Genomic DNA, 16727 nt, shown 5'->3' with positions numbered 1-16727 from the left:
GTTCCCATACAATTTGGCGCATTGCCTAACCACGCATCAGGCCAGCCGCGCGCCATCGGGAACCTTGCCGCCGGGCGCGGCCAGCACGATTGCGCCGCCATCATCGGGAAAGCCAAGCACCAGCACTTCGGACATGAACGGACCGATCTGGCGCGGGGGGAAATTGACCACCGCCATCACCTTCTGACCGATAAGACTGTCGGGGGTGTAATGGTCTGTGATCTGCGCCGAGCTTTTCCTGACCCCGATCTCCGCGCCAAAATCGATCCGCAGCTTGATCGCGGGCTTGCGCGCTTCGGGGAATGGCTCGGCTGCGATCACGGTGCCAGCGCGGATGTCCACCGCCATGAATTGGTCTAGAGTGATGAGTTGCATGACGCTCAGTTTAATCGGATTGCACTGCCAATACCAATCCCCACTGCCGCAATCGCGCTTTGCCATTTGGCCGACTTTGCGATAGATTGCGTTTCGCAACTGAGAAGGTTTTCGGGGACTACCAGAATGGCGAGCTTTATTCTCAATGGAGAGCCGGTGACGATTGACGCCGATCCGGCCATGCCGATCCTGTGGGTCGTGCGCGAAAAAATCGGATTGACCGGAACAAAATTTGGCTGCGGAATTGCCCAATGCGGTGCCTGCACCGTGCATCTTGATGGTCAACCGGTGCGCAGCTGTTCGACCGCCATTTCTCAGGCCGAAGGGCGCGAGGTGACCACGATTGAGGGCATTGCCGGGCCGGAAGGTGAGCTGACAAAGGTTCAACAGGCCTGGATCAGCGAACAGGTGCCGCAATGCGGATATTGCCAATCGGGCCAGATCATGAGCGCGACGGCGCTGCTGCGCGACAATCCAGCGCCCAGCGATGCCGACATTGATGCCGCAATGGCGGGCAATATCTGCCGCTGCGGCACCTACACCCGCATCCGCCGCGCGATAAAGGTCGCCGCCGGGACCGTGCAACCGCGCGAAGAGGAGGCGTGACCATGAACGACATGACCCCTGACAAGAATGAGCGTTCGGCACTGTCCAAATGGAGCCGCCGCGGCTTTATCGGCGCGGGCGTACTGGCAGGCGGCGGTCTGCTGATCGGGATCGGTGTGCGTCCCGGTAATCCCATCGCTGCGCTTTCGTCCAAAGTGGCACCGGGCGCGGGCGAACAATTGATCAACAGCTGGGTCAAGATCGGCACCGACAATATCGTCACCGCCATCGTCCCGCATTGCGAAATGGGGCAGGGCGCGCATTCGGTGCTGGCGCAGATGCTGGCCGATGAACTGGACGCGGCGTGGGACAATGTCCGCGTGATGCAGGCACCGGCGGATGGCAGCTATGTGGTGACCGACACTGCGCGCATGTTCGTCGCGCCATTCACCATGAATGCAGCCGACTGGATCGAACCGACGTGGAACGGCCTATTCACTCAGATCGCGCGTTTCGCTGACGCGATGATAACCGGTGGGTCTTCCTCCATCCGCACGACCGGGCAAAACCAGATGCGGATCGCCGGGGCGGCGGCGCGCAAGATGCTGATCGGGGCAGCGGCGCAGGAATGGGGCGTGCCTGCGGGCGAGATCGTGACCCGCGACAGCACATTGTCGCATGCGGGCAAGGGCAAAACCGCAACCTATGCTGAATTTGCGAGCCTGGCGGCAGAGCAGCCGATGGATCAGACGCCGACGCTAAAACAGGTGTCCGAATACCGGCTGATGGGTCGCAGCAAGGCGCGCACCGATATTCCTGCAAAAGTGGATGGCACCGCGCAGTTCGGGATCGATGCGCAGCCCGAAGGGTTGGCGCTGTCCTATGCCGCCGTGGTGCGCCCGCCAGTGCCGGGAACCAGCGCCGCCAGCATGGACGCCAGCCGCGCAGAGGGCATGTCGGGGGTCTTGCAAATTCTCAATATGGGCAATTTCGTTGCGGTCGTGGCCGACAGCTATTGGCAGGCTCAGCAAGCGGTGAACACCATCGATATCACCTGGAGCGCATCGGAAAGCCCGGTGCGGACCATGGCGGATCAGTTTGCAGTGTTCGCCAAAGTCATCGATGACGCGGGCCCGACCGGCGGCAAAGAGGCCGCTGCGCGCGGCGATCCGGCGAACGCGCTGACCAATGCGGCAAAGGTGCTGGAGGCCGAATATCGCGCGCCCTATCTGGCGCATGCGCCGATGGAACCGCTCAATTGCACCGCGCATGTCGCAGACGGCAAATGCGATATCTGGACCAGTACGCAGGTGCCGCTGATGGCGCGCACCGAGGTCGCCAATGTGCTCGGCATCGGCGCGGATGATATCACCATTCATCACCCCTATCTGGGCGGCGCGTTCGGCCGGCGGCTGGGCAGCGAATATGTCGCCATGGCCGCGCGCATCGCGCAGGCGACCGGCTATCCGGTGAAAATGATCTGGAGCCGCGAGGAAGACACGCAGAAGGCGCTGTATCGCTGCGCCGACATGTCGCGAATGCGCGCGGGGCTCGACGAAAGCGGCGCGCTGATCGCCTATGACAGCGTGTTCACGCAGCGCCATGACCCCGCCGAAGCCTGCGTCCCGGCGATGTATGACATCGCCAATCTGTCGGTGCGGGTGGCCGAGGCGGAACTGCATCTGCCGTTTCAGGCGTGGCGGTCGGTCGATCATTCGCAGCAGGGTTTCTTCATCGAAAGCTTTATCGACGAAGCCGCCCATGCCGCCGGGGCCGACCCGCTCGATTACCGGATCGCCATGTTGAAAAATGCACCGCGTCACCGCGCCGTGCTGGAACAACTCGCCGAAATTAGCGGCTGGCGCGAACCGCGCGCGGAGGGCACCGCAAAGGGTGTGGCGATTGTCGAAAGTTTCGGCTCGATTGTGGGCGAGGTGATCGAAGTGGACATGAGTTCTGGCAAACCACGGATGACCAATTGCTGGGCGGTCTGCGATGCGGGCTATGTGATGAACCCCGATGGCTTCCGCAACCAGATCGAAGGGGGCATCGTGTTCGGCCTGACCGCCGCCATGTATGGCGAACTGGAATTGAAGGACGGGGCCATCGTTCAGAGCAATTTCCACGATTACAAGATGTTGCGTATCGATGAAACGCCCAATATTACGGTGGCGATCATCAACAGCGGCGATGTGCCGGTGGGCGGGGCGGGCGAGCCGGGACTGCCGCCTGCGGCCCCCGCGCTGACCAATGCAATCTTTGCCGCCACCGGAAAACGGCTGCGCGAATTGCCGATTGCCAAGCAGTTTGCCTGAATCGAGTGAGAGGAACACAGCTATGCGCAATCGGGCCATTCTCGCGGCCGGTCTGCTCACCGTTTTGATGACCGCCTGCGGTTCTTCGCCGCAAGCCGACGTGGTCGAACAGATCGTGGTGCGTTCGCCCGGAGAGCCTGCTGCGGCTGCGGGCGCAGCGGTTGGTGCTGCCGCCGGGATTGCGGCAGTCGGTGAAGATGCGTTCCAGATGTGCAGCGGCTGCCACGTGATAGAGGCTGGCGCGCCGTCATCGGCGGGCCCCAATCTGTACGGAGTGATTGGACGGGCAGCAGGCACCCTCGAAGATTATCCCTATTCGGACGCGCTCGCCGCATCCGAAATCGTCTGGGATCAGGCGTCGTTGGATGGGTATATTGCCGATCCAGCGGGCTATCTGCCCGGCACCGATATGGTCGCAGGCGCAGTGCCCGATGCCGAAACCCGCGCCGCAATCATTGCCTATCTCGCCAGTGCTGCACCCTCAGCATCGCCCGCGGCTGGCGAATAAAGCAGCGCACGGCGGCCATTGTGGATTTGCGCAAGGTCTGCGGTTTCCTCGATGAACGCCAATCGCGCGGGACTGGCTGCGTGCTGGTGACGGTTTGCGCGGTGGAGGGCTCCTCCATGCGCGGTCCCGGCACAATCATGGGGGTGGCCGAGGATGGCAGCTTTGCCGGTTCGCTGTCGGGCGGCTGCATCGAAAATGCCGTCGTTGCCGAGGCTTTGGAGGCGCTCCGCCAAAGATCGCCCCGGCTGGTGCGGTTTGGCGCTGGTTCCCCCTATCTCGACATAAAACTGCCCTGCGGCGGCGGGCTTGATCTGCAATTTAGCCCGCTGGGCACAGCAACGCTGCCGCGGCAGTGTCTGGCAGCCATCGCCCGCCGTCAGCCATTCTCGATCGGCATTGAGAATGGGTCTGCGCATTTCCTGCCTGACTGGCGCAAGGCCCGCTTCGATCCCGATGCGCAGAGTGGCCATTTCGGCCATTGGCCAGAGCCTCGGCTGGTGATTGCAGGGCACGGTGCGGGGGTGGAGGCGCTGGCCGATCTGGCCCAGACCATGGGCTGTTCGGTCGCGGCGCTGACTCCCGATGCGGCCCTTGCAGACCGCCTGACCATGCGCGGCATTCCGGCGCTCCGGCTGGCGCGCACCACGCATACAGACCTGCTGCAAAGCGATCCTTGGACCGGCATTGCCTTTGTGTTTCACGACCATGAGTGGGAAATTGATTTGATGGCGCGGGCGCTGTCGCTGCCGCATTTCTATCTTGGGGCGATGGGCGGCAGGACGGCCCATGCGCGGCGCTGCGAAGCCCTGAGCGCAAAGGGCGTAAGCGACGCGCAGATCGCCGCGATCCGCGCGCCGATTGGCCTGTTCCATTCCTCGCGCGATCCGCAGACGCTGGCGCTGTCGACTCTGGCAGAGGTGATCCGCGCCTATCACCAATGCGATTTCGAGGCGCGGCTTGGCTGAAAATTGGCGCCTAGGAGTAGCCGTGCTTGCTGCCGGGTCCTCGCGGCGATTTGGCGCGGCGGATAAATTGACCTCCGATTTCAGAGGGAGGCCCCTGGGCGCGCATGTGATTGATGCAATGCCTCACGGGCGCTTCGCCAGAAAATGGGTCGTGGCCTCCGATCCCAGCCACGATTGCGCGACCATTTGGATCGCAGCGGGCTTTGACGTGCTCCACAACAGCCGCGCCAGCGAAGGCATGGGCACATCTGTTGCGCTGGCGGCACAGCGGGCGATGCGTGAAGGCTGCGACGGGCTGCTTGTCGCGTTGGCCGATATGCCGTTGGTGCCAGCGGAGCATTATGCGGCGCTCGCCGATGGCCTCGATTCGTGTGAGGCGATCATCGCGTCGCGCGATGCAGCGGCCCTCCAACCCCCCGCAATTTTTGGCAGCGCGCATTTCCCGCGACTGGCGCGCGCCGCCGGTGATGAAGGCGCACGGCGCTGGCTTGGCTCCGCCCGCGCGCTTGACTGTTCCCCCGAATGGCTGATCGATATCGACACCGTGGAGGCGCTGGATCAACATGGACAGGCGGGCGGGCATGGCCTTAAAGCGGGCGAAGAGGGAGAAGAATTGTGAGTGAATTTGTCCGCCGCCCCGAAACCGCGCGTGCAACGCTTTGCAGCGGCGAAGATTATGCGCAGGATTATGCACGCTCTATCGCCGATCCCGATGGTTTCTGGCTGGAACAGGCGCGTCGGCTTGACTGGTTCGCCGCGCCGACCAAGGGCGGCGAATGGTCGTTTGACCCGGTTAGCATCAAATGGTTCGAGGATGGCACGCTCAACCTGTGCCACAATGCGGTCGACCGCCACCTGGCACAGCGCGGCGATGAACCTGCGATCATATTCGAGCCTGACGATCCCGCCGCGCCGGGGCGCACGCTGACCTATCGCCAATTGCACGGCGAGGTGACTCAGATGGCGAATGCGCTGAAAGCCATTGGTGCGCGCCGGGGCGATCGCGTGACGATCTACATGCCCAATATCGTCGAAGGCGTGACCGCAATTCTGGCCTGCGCGCGGATCGGGGCGATTCATTCGGTGGTGTTCGGCGGTTTCTCTCCCGAGGCGCTGGCAGGGCGCATCTCCGATTGCGCGAGCCGGTTTGTCATCACCGCCGACGAAGGGCTACGCGGGTCCAAAAGCGTGCCTTTGAAAGCCAATGTCGATGCGGCGCTGGCGCGGGACGGGGTGGCGGTTGATGGCGTGCTGGTGGTGCGGCACACCGGGCTTGACGTGCCAATGGTCGCGGGCCGCGATCACTGGTTTCACGAAGTGCAATCGGATGCCGAATGCGCCTGTGAGGAAATGGCCGCCGAAGACCCGCTGTTCATCCTCTACACTTCAGGTTCGACCGGAAAACCTAAGGGCGTGCTGCACACCACCGGCGGATACGGGGTGTGGACGGCGACCACGTTCCGCTACATGTTCGACTATCAGCCGGGCGAGGTTCACTGGTGCACCGCCGACATCGGCTGGGTCACCGGACACAGCTATATCGTTTACGGCCCATTGATGAATGGCGCGACCAGCGTGGTTTTCGAAGGGGTGCCGAATTATCCCGATTTCGGGCGGTTCTGGGATGTGGTCGACAAGCACAAGGTCAATATTCTTTACACCGCGCCGACCGCGATCCGCGCGCTGATGCGCGAAGGCGATGGGTTCGTGACCAGCCGCGACCGGTCTTCGCTGCGGTTGCTGGGTTCGGTGGGAGAGCCGATCAATCCCGAAGCATGGCGCTGGTATTTCGAAGTCGTGGGGGAGCGGCGCTGCCCGGTGATCGACACCTGGTGGCAGACCGAAACCGGCGGAGTGATGATCACCACGCTGCCCGGCGCGCATGATATGAAACCGGGCAGCGCGGGTCTGCCGTTCTTTGGCATTCAGCCGCAATTGGTGGATAATGATGGCGGAGTGCTGGACGGAGCGGCGGCGGGAAATCTCTGCATCACCGCCAGCTGGCCGGGACAGGCGCGCAGTGTTTACGGCGACCATGAAAGGTTTGAGCAGACCTATTTCACCGCCTATCGCGGCAAGTATTTCACCGGCGATGGCTGCCGCCGCGACGAAGATGGCTATTACTGGATCACCGGCCGGGTCGATGATGTCATCAATGTCTCAGGCCACCGGATGGGCACCGCCGAGGTTGAAAGCGCGCTGGTGCTGCATCCACTGGTGGCAGAGGCGGCGGTGGTCGGTTATCCCCACGACATCAAGGGGCAGGGCATCTACTGCTACGTCACGCTTAACGCCGGGGTAGAAGGATCAGAGGAACTCTTCACCGAATTGCGCAGCCATGTGCGCGGCGAAATCGGGCCGATTGCGACGCCCGATCACATTCAATTTACCGATGGCCTGCCCAAAACCCGCAGCGGCAAGATCATGCGCCGGATCCTGCGCAAGGTGGCGGAGAACGATTTCGGCACGCTTGGCGATACCTCAACGCTGGCCGATCCGTCGCTGGTCGATCGGTTGATCGAAGGTCGTCAGCAAACCTGAGCGGCAAGCCGTTAGTCCAGGCCTAATTCTTCGAGGTTCATCGTGGCGGCGTTGTAGCTGGCGGCGGCCAGTCGGCCGTTCAGATCGGCGCGAATGCGGCGGATTTGCGCATCGGCGGCGCTTTCCTCGCGCAGATTGACGAGGAAGAAATCGCCTGCGCCCAGAGCAAACCTGCGCCGTTCGGCGGTGACCATCGCGGCGGCCTGTTCGGCTTCGTCCCCGGCCAAGCCGGCAAGACGCAGCGCAGCCGAAAGGTTGGTGAGGATATTGTCGAGCTCAATTTCGATTTGATCGGCAATCCGGCGTTCGCGCAGTTCAAGCTCACGCAGCTCCGCCTCGGCGCGGCTCAACTGGCCGATTGCGGCCCGGCGTTGCAGGGGCACGGTGAAGGTGACGCCAACAACCGTGTCGGTGGAATCGAAGGTCGATCCTCCGTCGCCCACAGCGCCGAAATCGCGGCTCAGTTCGACCTTGAGATCAAGCTGCGGCTGAAGATCATTCTGACGCAAGGCTACCTTGTTTTCGGCGCGCTGGATCGCCAGCCGAAAATTCTGCAGCTCTGGGCGGTTCTGCACGATATCGCTGCGCGGCGTCGCCAGCAGGCTTGGCATATCCGGCAGCGCGGCAAGCTGGTCCAGATCGGGCAATTGCAGGCGCGTGGGCACGATCATCTGCCCTCGCGCATCGCGCAGATAATAACTCAGCGAAGTGGCCGCCACGGTGAAATTCCGCTGCGCCTCGGCCAGCAAGGTGCGGCGGCGAATGACATTCTGTTCGTTTTCGGTGAGCGAGATGCGCGGTGCCGCTCCGGCGTCCACTTGCCGCGCCAGACCAATCGCGCGCGCCTCGGCGATTTCGAGCAATTCTTCGTAAACCCGGATTTCCCTGCCCGCTGCGACCCAGCGCCAATAGGATTTCAACGCCTCGTGCTGCACATTGAGCTGCACCAGCAGCACGTCGAGCCCCGCTTGTCCCGCGGCAAGTTGCGTGTCCTCAACAGCAAAGCGGCGCTGATCGGTCCGCCGGTCGCGCAGCAGCGAAAGCAGTCCGCCGACCTTGAATTCGCCCGCTTGATTGGTGTTGTAGAAATTCTCGTAAATCGGAAAGCGGCCGTCGGACAGGCGATAGGAGCCATAGATTTCCGCTCCCATCGGTGCGAGCGGCTGGCGCGCGCCGATCTCGGCAAATCCGCCCGAAAACGTGCCGGTTACCCGGTCATAAGCCTCGCCCTTCAGCATCAGATCAAAGGCGCCGTCGGCGGTCAATTGATCGCTGCGCGCGGCGGCTTCGCGTTCGAAGCTTTCGAGGATCGCGGGAAAGGTCAGCGCCGAGCTGCGCAGCACTTCTTCCGGCAATAAGGGACCCTCGGCAATGGCCTGTTCGAGCGGGTCGGAATGGGCTTCGATATTCTGCGCGCAGGCAGGATACGCCGCCAGCATCAGCGCGCCAAAGAAGGCTGCCCGAACGCGCATGTCAGGTGCCTTGCTCTGCAGCGCCGGCGGCGGCGGGCAGTTCCGGCGGGAAATTGTTGAGCTGCCGCCAGATTTCATAGCCGACCGGCACCGTTTCCAACAGGATCCAAGATCGCACCACGGTGCCAAAGCGCGAATAGCGGTCTTCGGGCCAGGGTTGGTCCGCGTCCGGGTCTTCGGCGATCAGCACGCGGAACCTTCCATCGGGCTGCGCCACCTGATCGACAGTCGTGACCACAGCGGGAAAGGTGCCGATTGCCACCGATGGCCAGCCGCTGAACTGCACGGCGGGCCAGCCTTCAAATTCAATCCGCGCCTTTTCGCCCGCTTCGACCAGCGCAACATCGCGGCCATCGACGAAAACCTCGATCACGCGCCCGTGCACTTCGGGAACGAAGGTCGCCAGCACCTGACCGGCGTTGACATAGGTCGCCGTGTCGCCGGCATTGATGGACTGGATAAAGCCATCGCGCGGCGCAGTGACCAATTGTTCGGACTGGCGCGCAAGATTGGTTTGGGCGCGCACCAGATTGGCCTCTGCCGCAGCGACGCGCCCGCGCATTTCCTCGACCCGGATCTGCGCCTGTTCGTAATCGCGGCGAGCCGACAATCCGGCGGCAAACAATTCCGCCATGCGTTGCAGGTCAATTTCGGCGGTGGCCTGCGCGCTGCGAGCGGACTGAATCTGTATTTCAAGCTGCGCCTGTTCCGCTTCGAGGCGCTGCACCAGCAAGGGATCGATGTCTGCGATACGGGCAATCGGATCGCCCTTTTCTACCCGGCTGCCGTCGCGCACGAACCATTCCACGATCCGGCCCGATACCAACGCGTTGATTTCCTGTTGGCGTTCATTGGGGTTGAGCGTCGTCACCACGCCGCGCCCGCCAATCGTCTGGACCCACGGCACGAAGACCAGAAAGGCGATGCTGCCAAGGATCGCCAGCAGCACCATCACAAACACGGTGCGAAAGATTTCCGGCGTCTTCACATCGCGCAGCGCGGTGAAGTGGGCCATGTCCTGTTCAAGCCGGGCCATGATTATCCTCCTACCATGTCGGCTTTGCCGCTGGCTGCGGTGCAAAATTCATCAAAACTGCTGAAATATCGCTGACGTTCGGCCTCAAGATACAGAAACCGGTCAAACCCAAGGTCCGACCGCCGCCCTGAGAAATAGATCACGGTGGAATAGCTTTGTTCACGCAGTCTGGTGATCGAACGAGCAAGATCCGCTTCGTCGAGCAGATCGAACAGCCGACTGAGCACCAGAATCCGGGGCTGTTCAAGCAGGGCATTGGCGAGCTTCAATTGCTGCAATTCAACCGCAGACAGCGGCCAACCGGTATGGGCGATTGGTGTGTCCAGCCCTTTCTCCAGATTGGAGATCGTATCGGCCAGCCCCACGGTTTCGAGCGCTCCGACCATCCGCTTGCTCGCAGTGTCGCGGCACGACAGGCTGAGATATTCGCGCAAAGTCATGCCCACGAATGTCGCGCGTTCAAGGACATGCACATCCTTGCGCAATTCATAGGCTTCGATGTCGCGGTAATCGCTCCCGCCCAGCGTGATCCAGCCGGATTGCGGAGGTTCGTGCGCCTTTAGCAGATTGGTGAACAACCGCTGGATCCCGTGGTCGCTGGCTGCGGCCATGATGATTGCGCCGCTGGGGATTTCCAGATCGAATTTGGCCCTACCCAGACGAGCGGACCCAACCACATCCTTGAACACCAGCGCGTGGTCATCGCCGATGTTCGCACCAACTCCGCGCGGCTCCTCTTGTTCGACATCATAGAACAGAGAAATTTCCTCCACTGCGGCGCAGAGATCGTAGAAATAGGTGAGATAGGTGCCGAGCTGCGCAACCCCGAAAAACGCAACCGACAGCACCAGCTCCGCCGCGACCAGCTGACCCAGCGTCAATTGCCCTTGGATGACCAACCAGCCGCCCATCCCAAGCAGGGCCGCGCTGGCGCTGGCGTAGAGCACCAGAAACGCCAGCGTCTGCGCAAAATGCTGACGGAAATGCCGCTTTCGCGCATTAAGATATTGATGCGTGTAGGCGTCGCTCCGGTCCAGCGCATAATCCACCCGCTTCTGCGATTTGAAAAATCCGTTCGACCCGCCGATGGTTTCCAGCCAGTTTGCGGTGTTGTGCTTGGCATGGGACAGATCAATCCCGGTGCGCAAAGCGCGCGCGCCCCACACCAGCCATATCACCCAGATCAGCGCCGACATCACCAGCGTAAAAACCAGAAACAGCGGATGATACAGCGACACCAGAACAAACCCGACCGCGACCTGCAAGACGACGCTGAATCCGCCGATAAACAGCACTGGCAGCGATTTCTGCACGTTGATCACATCGAAATAGCGGTTGAACAGCGCGCTCGATTTGTTGTCGCCAAAGAACGGATCCTGAGCATAGACCGAAATCAGCGAAATCTCGGCCACCATGCGGGCGTAAAACCGGCGGGCGAAAAGCTCCATCAAATGGATGCGCAGCGCATAGAGCAGCCCGAAAATCAGCAACAAGCCAAACAGCGACAGCGACAACATCACCAGCGGCGCGGTCAGCGCGGTGTTGGCCACCGTATTGACCAACATCTGCACCGAAATCGGCGTGGCCAGCGACAGCAGGCTGATGCCCATGCCATAGACAAGCGCAAGCCAGTAAAAGCTCGCTTCAGGTTTCAGTATGTCGAGAAACTGCCGGAAGAATTTTACCAGTGAAATCCGGCTGCCGTGACTGGGGCCGTGCTGGGCCATGATATTTCATCGTCCGATAAGCGCCACCAAGGGCGGGGTGGGTTTCTTGCGCGCCGGTGTCCTGACCTGCTCATTCACCCCGCAACGCACAGGCGGGTTGCCGGTTCCGTAACGGTAAGTCGTCGGCGGACGAACTGGACAGGTATGGCCAGATCGGGGATGGCAGGTGGGAATGACAGCCAAGCGAAGAAAACTGGTTTTGATTGGCGGCGGCCATGCGCATGTCGCTGTGCTGGCCGATTGGATCAGGCACGGGCTGCCCTGCGATCATGCCGTGCTGCTGACCCCGTCGTCGCAGCTGAGGTATTCGGGCATGGTCCCGGGCTGGATCGCCGGGCGCTATGACCGGGGTGAGGGTACGGTCGATCTGGCGGGGCTAGCCCAGCGCGCCGGGGCGGAGTTGATTCTGGGCCGCGCGGCGGGGATCGATCCCGCTGCGCGATTTATCGAAACCGACGATGGCACCCGCGTTGCATTTGACCTCGCCTCTATCGACACGGGCGGGGTCGGCGTGGCGGTTGAGCGGCTGGGCGCGGACCCTCGGTTGATGGATGTCCGCCCGATTGATCGCTTTGTGGATGTATTAGCGCAGGCTCCCCCGGCTGGCTGCACCGCAGTGGTGGGCGGCGGAGCGGGCGGGACCGAGTTGGCCTTTGCTCTGCGAAACCGCGACGATGCCGCCGAGCGCAGCGTGGTGCTTGTCGCCGGGGCGGAAGGTCTGCTGCCAGGCTTTGCTGATGCGGTGCGGGCCAATGTTCTGCGCGAATTTGCGCGGCAGGGGATCGAGGTGATCGCCGGTGAAGCGCGGTTCGAGGACGGTTCGCTGTTCGCTGGTGAGCGCTCGCTCGAACCGCTGGACCTGATCGTCGCAGCGCTGGGCAGCGGTGCGCCAGAGTGGCCCGCGTCGGGTGGGCTGGCCAGTGACGCGCAGGGCTTTGTCGCGGTGGACCGATATCAGCGCTCGATCTCGCACCCGCATATCTTTGCGGCGGGGGATGTCGCGGCAAGGCAGGACCGGGCGCTGGCGCATTCGGGCGTCCATGCGGTTTTTGCCGGACCGGTGCTGGCGGCCAATCTGCGCGCTGCTTTAAACGGGCAGGCACCGCAGCAAACGTATCAGCCGCGCTGGAACAATCTTTATCTGCTATCGACCGGCGACGGCGCGGCGATTGCCAGCTATGGCCCGTTCAGCGCGCAGGGCCGCTGCGTCGGGCGGCTCAAGCACTGGATCGACACGCGCTGGATTTCCAAATATTCCGCGCTGGCAAACGGGCGCTGAACGATCATTGTAACCAAGCCGGCGCAAGTAACGAAATAATCCACATAACAAGGGGCAATCATGAAGAAACTCGCCATCGTCGCCGGATTGGCCGCGCTGATTGCCGCCTATTTTATCTTTGATCTGGGATCGTATCTGACGCTTGACGGGGTCAAACAGGTCGCCGGGGATGTAGGAGCGTTTTATGAACGCAATCCGGTGGCGGTGCTGGCGGGGTTTTTCCTTCTCTATGTCGCGGTGACGGCGGCCTCGCTACCGGGCGCGGGGATCATGACGCTGGCGGCGGGCGCATTGTTCGGGCTGGTGACAGGCACAATCCTTGTTTCTTTCGCCTCGACGCTCGGCGCCACGCTCGCTTTTCTTTCCTCGCGCTATGTCCTGCGCGATTTTGTCGAGGCCCGTTTCGGCGAGCGGCTGAAAGCCATTAATCAGGGACTTGAGCGCGACGGGCCGTTTTACCTCTTCACAATCCGAATGATCCCGCTTTTCCCCTTCTTTGTGGTCAACCTCGTCATGGGGCTAACCCGGATCAAGACCTGGACCTTTATCTGGGTGAGCCAAGTTGGCATGTTGCTCGGCACGATTGCCTATGTGAATGCGGGCACGCAGCTTGCCCAGATTGAGGATACGTCTGGACTGCTTTCGCCAGCTCTGATCGGCTCCTTCGTTTTTCTCGCCATTGTCCCGTGGATGGCCAAGGGGATCATCGGCATCATCCGGCGGCGCAAGGTCTATGCCGGGTTTACTCGGCCCAAGAGCTATGACCGCAACCTGATCGTCATCGGTGCAGGATCGGCGGGGCTCGTCTCAGCCTATATCGCAGCGCAGGTAAAGGCCAAGGTGACACTGATCGAAGCACGCGAAATGGGCGGCGATTGCCTCAACACCGGCTGTGTGCCGTCCAAGGCGCTGATCAAAAGCGCCAAGGTCGCCGCGACCATGCGCCATGCGGATCGATACGGGATCACACCGGTGGAACCGCAGATCCCCTTTCGCCAGACCATCGCGCGCGTATTGGACGTTATTAAAACGATTGAACCGCATGACAGTGTTGAGCGCTACGAAGGGCTCGGCGTCGATGTTGTAAAGGGCTATGCCACGATTATCGACCCGTGGACCGTCGAAATTGCCCGCAGCGACGGCGCGTTGCAGCGGCTCACCACTCGCAGCATTGTGATCGCCAGCGGTGCAGAGCCCGTGGTGCCCCCTATCGAGGGATTAGAGACTTCGGGCTATCTCACCAGCGAAACCATGTGGGACGCCTTTGCCCGGATGGACGCGGCCCCTGCGCGCGTGGCGGTGCTGGGCGGCGGTCCGATTGGTTGCGAGATCAGTCAGGCGCTTGCCCGGCTTGGATCGCAAGTGACGCAGGTGGAAATGGCTGATCAGGTGCTGGGGCGCGAGGATGCGGATGTATCCGAGTTGGCCCGTGCGGTGCTGTCGGAGTCCGGTGTCGAGATTCTGACCGGGCACAAGGCTGTGCGGATCGCAGATGGCACTTTGTTCACCGAAGCGGATTCCGGCGGCGTGAGCATTGTCTTTGATACGCTGATCGTTGCTGTCGGGCGCAAGGCGCGGCTGACCGGCTTTGGGCTGGAGGAATTGGGCGTTGACACCGGCAAGACAGTCAACACCGATGAATTTCTTGCCACCAAATTTCCGAACATCTTTGCCGCTGGGGATGTTGTGGGGCCGTATCAATTCACCCACACCGCCAGCCATCAGGCATGGTATGCCAGCGTCAACGCATTGTTCGGGCAATTCCGCAAATTCAAGGCCGATTACCGGGTGATCCCGGCGGTAACTTTCATGGACCCCGAATTTGCCCGCGTCGGCATCAACGAAACCGAAGCGCACGAGCAGGGCATTGTGGTCGAGGTTACACGCTATGAACTGGACGATCTCGACCGGGCAATTGCCGAAAGCGAAACGCGCGGCTTCGTCAAAGTGCTGACCCCGCCGGGCAAGGACACGATCCTTGGCGCGACCATCGTCGGCAGCCATGCGGGCGAATTGCTGGCCGAATATGTGTTGGCGATGAAGCACGGCATCGGGCTCAACAAGATCCTTGGTACGATCCATTCCTATCCGACCATGGCCGAGGCGAACAAGTTTGCCGCCGGGAACTGGAAACGCGCGAACAAGCCCGAGGGCCTGCTGAAATGGGTCGAAAAATACCACAATTGGATGCGCGGCTAGCGCGCTAGAAAGGAACTCCTCATGCTCACCAAAATCTCGCTTCTTATTATGCGTATCGGCACCGGCGCGCTGCTGGTCGTATGGGGGCTCGTGCGGGTCGCTGGCGGCATGGGCGAAGGGCTGGCCGACAAATATTACGGCGGCGTCGGCTCGCAGGCGACGCTGCAACTTGCCTATGGCTATGCTGAGATTGCGCTGGGCCTGTTGGTGGTTCTGGGCCTGTTCCGCAAATACACACTGATCGGATCGGCGCTGATCCTGGTGGGCGGGGCGTTCCCGATCTGGCGGCATTTCCTCGACCCGTTCGGGCAATATCTGTTTGCCAATCCCGATGATGCGAATATCCTGTTCTTCCCTTCGATTACGGTGGCGGGCGCCGCGCTCGCGCTGATCGCGCTGCGCAGCCATGATACGTTGGCGCTCGACAGCCTTTTCGGCAAGAAGCGCTGAGCAAGGGAATATCAGGGGCGCAAATTTGGAACTGTTCGATCAATTGCGCGGAATCATCGGGATCGCCGTGCTGCTCGGGCTGGCCTGGGGTCTGAGCGAGGATCGCGCTGGCCGACCGGGTGTGCGGTGGATCATGGGCGCGCTGCTGCTGCAGGGCGTGTTGGCGCTGCTGATCGTGCGGGTGCCAGTGGTGTGGGACATCATGGTGCTGGCCAATGCCGGCGTATTCGCGATTGAGCGCGCGACGCTCGACGGATCGGCATACATGTTCGGCTATCTTGGCGGTGCGCCGTTGCCGTTCGAGCTGAAAGAGGGCGCGTCGCCGCCGCTTATCATCGCGTTTCAGATCTTGCCGTTGGTGATTGTTTTCTCCGCATTGGCGGCGCTGCTGTGGCATTGGGGCGTGCTGCGCTGGCTGGTGGGGGCGCTGTCGTTCCTGCTGCGCCGGACGCTTGGCGTGAGCGGGGTTGTGGGGCTGTCGGGCGGGGCCAATATGTTCCTCGGCGTGGTCGAAAGCCCGTTGGTGGTGCGCGCCTATTTCTCCCGAATGAGCCGCGCCGAATTGTTTCAGGTCATGGTGCTCGCCATGGCGACGATCAGCGGAGCGATTCTGATCCTCTATGCAACCACATTGCGCGACACGGTGCCCGATGCGGTGGGGCATATGATTTCAGCCTCGCTGATATCGCTTCCGGCGGCGCTGCTGATCGCGCGGTTGATGGTGCCGGGCAGCGCCGGGGATGCGGCCACCGAAACCACTGAGGATGAACCCGGCCTCAAATACGAATCCAGCATCGATGCCATCGTCAAGGGCACGATGGACGGGATGCAATTGTTCCTCGCGGTGATCGCGGTCATCATTGTGATATTCGCGCTGGTGTCGCTCACCGATCAGGCGCTCTCGCTGTTGCCGCTGGTCGGAGACGAACCGCTGACCCTTAAGCGCCTGTTCGGCTGGCTGTTTGCCCCGTTCATGTGGCTGATTGGAGTGCCATGGGCAGAGGCGCAGGCGGCGGGCGGATTGATGGGGACAAAGGCGATCCTTAACGAATATGTCGCCTATCTTGAACTCGCGGCGCTGCCGGCGGATACATTTGGCGCGCGCAGCCTGTTGATCGTCACCTATGCGCTGTGCGGGGTCGCCAATCTGGCCAGCGTCGGCCTGCTGGTTTCAACCATTGGGACGCTCTGCCCCGAACGCCGGGCCGAGGCCGCGGGGCTGGGGATCAAGAGCTGGATCGCGGGCAATATCGCCAGCGCCATGACCGGCGCATGGATTGGGCTCGTTACTTTCGGAGCCTGAACGGCAAGGAA

Annotated in this window: 14 protein-coding genes; 10 read left to right on the top strand and 4 right to left on the bottom strand. The window is 61.9% G+C overall.

Features of this window, described 5'->3' with window-relative positions:
* Positions 1–36 precede the first annotated feature (36 nt).
* Positions 37–375: a tRNA-binding protein gene (locus ACM64M_RS08165; RefSeq protein ID WP_416228184.1), complete on the bottom strand. Its 339-nt coding sequence runs from the start codon at positions 373–375 to the stop codon at positions 37–39.
* A gap of 126 nt (positions 376–501) precedes the next feature.
* Between ACM64M_RS08165 and ACM64M_RS08160 the strand changes: the two genes are divergently transcribed.
* From ACM64M_RS08160 to acs, 6 genes are read left to right on the top strand one after another with little or no spacing between them, the layout of a single operon-like run.
* On the top strand, positions 502–981 hold the full coding sequence (locus ACM64M_RS08160; protein WP_416228183.1) for a (2Fe-2S)-binding protein: 480 nt from the start codon (positions 502–504) through the stop codon (positions 979–981).
* Between the two features lie 2 nt (positions 982–983).
* Complete coding sequence (locus ACM64M_RS08155) at positions 984–3236, top strand: molybdopterin cofactor-binding domain-containing protein (RefSeq protein WP_416228182.1); 2253 nt, start codon at positions 984–986, stop codon at positions 3234–3236.
* A gap of 22 nt (positions 3237–3258) precedes the next feature.
* A complete protein-coding gene (locus ACM64M_RS08150) occupies positions 3259–3744 on the top strand; it encodes a c-type cytochrome (RefSeq protein WP_416228181.1) in 486 nt (161 codons plus the stop codon).
* A 20-nt stretch (positions 3745–3764) separates the two neighbouring features.
* Entirely contained in the window at positions 3765–4709 is a 945-nt protein-coding gene (locus ACM64M_RS08145; protein WP_416228180.1) for an XdhC family protein, read from the top strand.
* Between the two features lie 22 nt (positions 4710–4731).
* The gene (locus ACM64M_RS08140; RefSeq protein ID WP_416228237.1) at positions 4732–5328 is read left to right on the top strand and encodes a nucleotidyltransferase family protein; all 597 of its coding nucleotides are present in this window, start codon (positions 4732–4734) and stop codon (positions 5326–5328) included.
* The gene (gene acs / locus ACM64M_RS08135) at positions 5325–7250 is read left to right on the top strand and encodes an acetate--CoA ligase (protein ID WP_416228179.1); all 1926 of its coding nucleotides are present in this window, start codon (positions 5325–5327) and stop codon (positions 7248–7250) included. Before ACM64M_RS08140 ends, acs begins: the two co-directional genes overlap by 4 nt.
* Positions 7251–7261: 11 nt before the next feature.
* Here acs and ACM64M_RS08130 read toward each other — a convergent pair whose 3' ends face one another.
* From ACM64M_RS08130 to ACM64M_RS08120, 3 genes are read right to left on the bottom strand one after another with little or no spacing between them, the layout of a single operon-like run.
* Complete coding sequence (locus ACM64M_RS08130; RefSeq protein WP_416228178.1) at positions 7262–8722, bottom strand: TolC family protein; 1461 nt, start codon at positions 8720–8722, stop codon at positions 7262–7264.
* A 1-nt stretch (position 8723) separates the two neighbouring features.
* The gene (locus ACM64M_RS08125; protein ID WP_416228177.1) at positions 8724–9758 is read right to left on the bottom strand and encodes an HlyD family secretion protein; all 1035 of its coding nucleotides are present in this window, start codon (positions 9756–9758) and stop codon (positions 8724–8726) included.
* A gap of 2 nt (positions 9759–9760) precedes the next feature.
* Positions 9761–11485: an ABC transporter transmembrane domain-containing protein gene (locus ACM64M_RS08120; RefSeq protein WP_416228176.1), complete on the bottom strand. Its 1725-nt coding sequence runs from the start codon at positions 11483–11485 to the stop codon at positions 9761–9763.
* 172 nt (positions 11486–11657) lie between these two features.
* Between ACM64M_RS08120 and ACM64M_RS08115 the strand changes: the two genes are divergently transcribed.
* The 4 genes from ACM64M_RS08115 to ACM64M_RS08100 are packed head-to-tail and all read left to right on the top strand — an operon-like array spanning position 11658 to position 16716.
* On the top strand, positions 11658–12764 hold the full coding sequence (locus ACM64M_RS08115; protein ID WP_416228175.1) for an FAD-dependent oxidoreductase: 1107 nt from the start codon (positions 11658–11660) through the stop codon (positions 12762–12764).
* A 60-nt stretch (positions 12765–12824) separates the two neighbouring features.
* Positions 12825–14963: an FAD-dependent oxidoreductase gene (locus tag ACM64M_RS08110; RefSeq protein ID WP_416228174.1), complete on the top strand. Its 2139-nt coding sequence runs from the start codon at positions 12825–12827 to the stop codon at positions 14961–14963.
* Positions 14964–14984: 21 nt separating this feature from the next.
* A complete protein-coding gene (locus ACM64M_RS08105) occupies positions 14985–15413 on the top strand; it encodes a hypothetical protein (protein ID WP_416228173.1) in 429 nt (142 codons plus the stop codon).
* A gap of 25 nt (positions 15414–15438) precedes the next feature.
* Positions 15439–16716 carry a NupC/NupG family nucleoside CNT transporter gene (locus tag ACM64M_RS08100; protein ID WP_416228172.1) on the top strand — a complete coding sequence of 426 codons (1278 nt, stop codon included), beginning with the start codon at positions 15439–15441 and terminating at the stop codon, positions 16714–16716.
* The last annotated feature ends 11 nt before the right edge of the window (positions 16717–16727 follow it).

It is taken from the genome of Qipengyuania sp. ASV99, assembly GCF_047872805.1.
Taxonomy (GTDB): domain Bacteria; phylum Pseudomonadota; class Alphaproteobacteria; order Sphingomonadales; family Sphingomonadaceae; genus Erythrobacter.
Note: the sequence above shows the minus strand (reverse complement) of the source record. Positions and strands in the feature narration are given on the sequence as shown.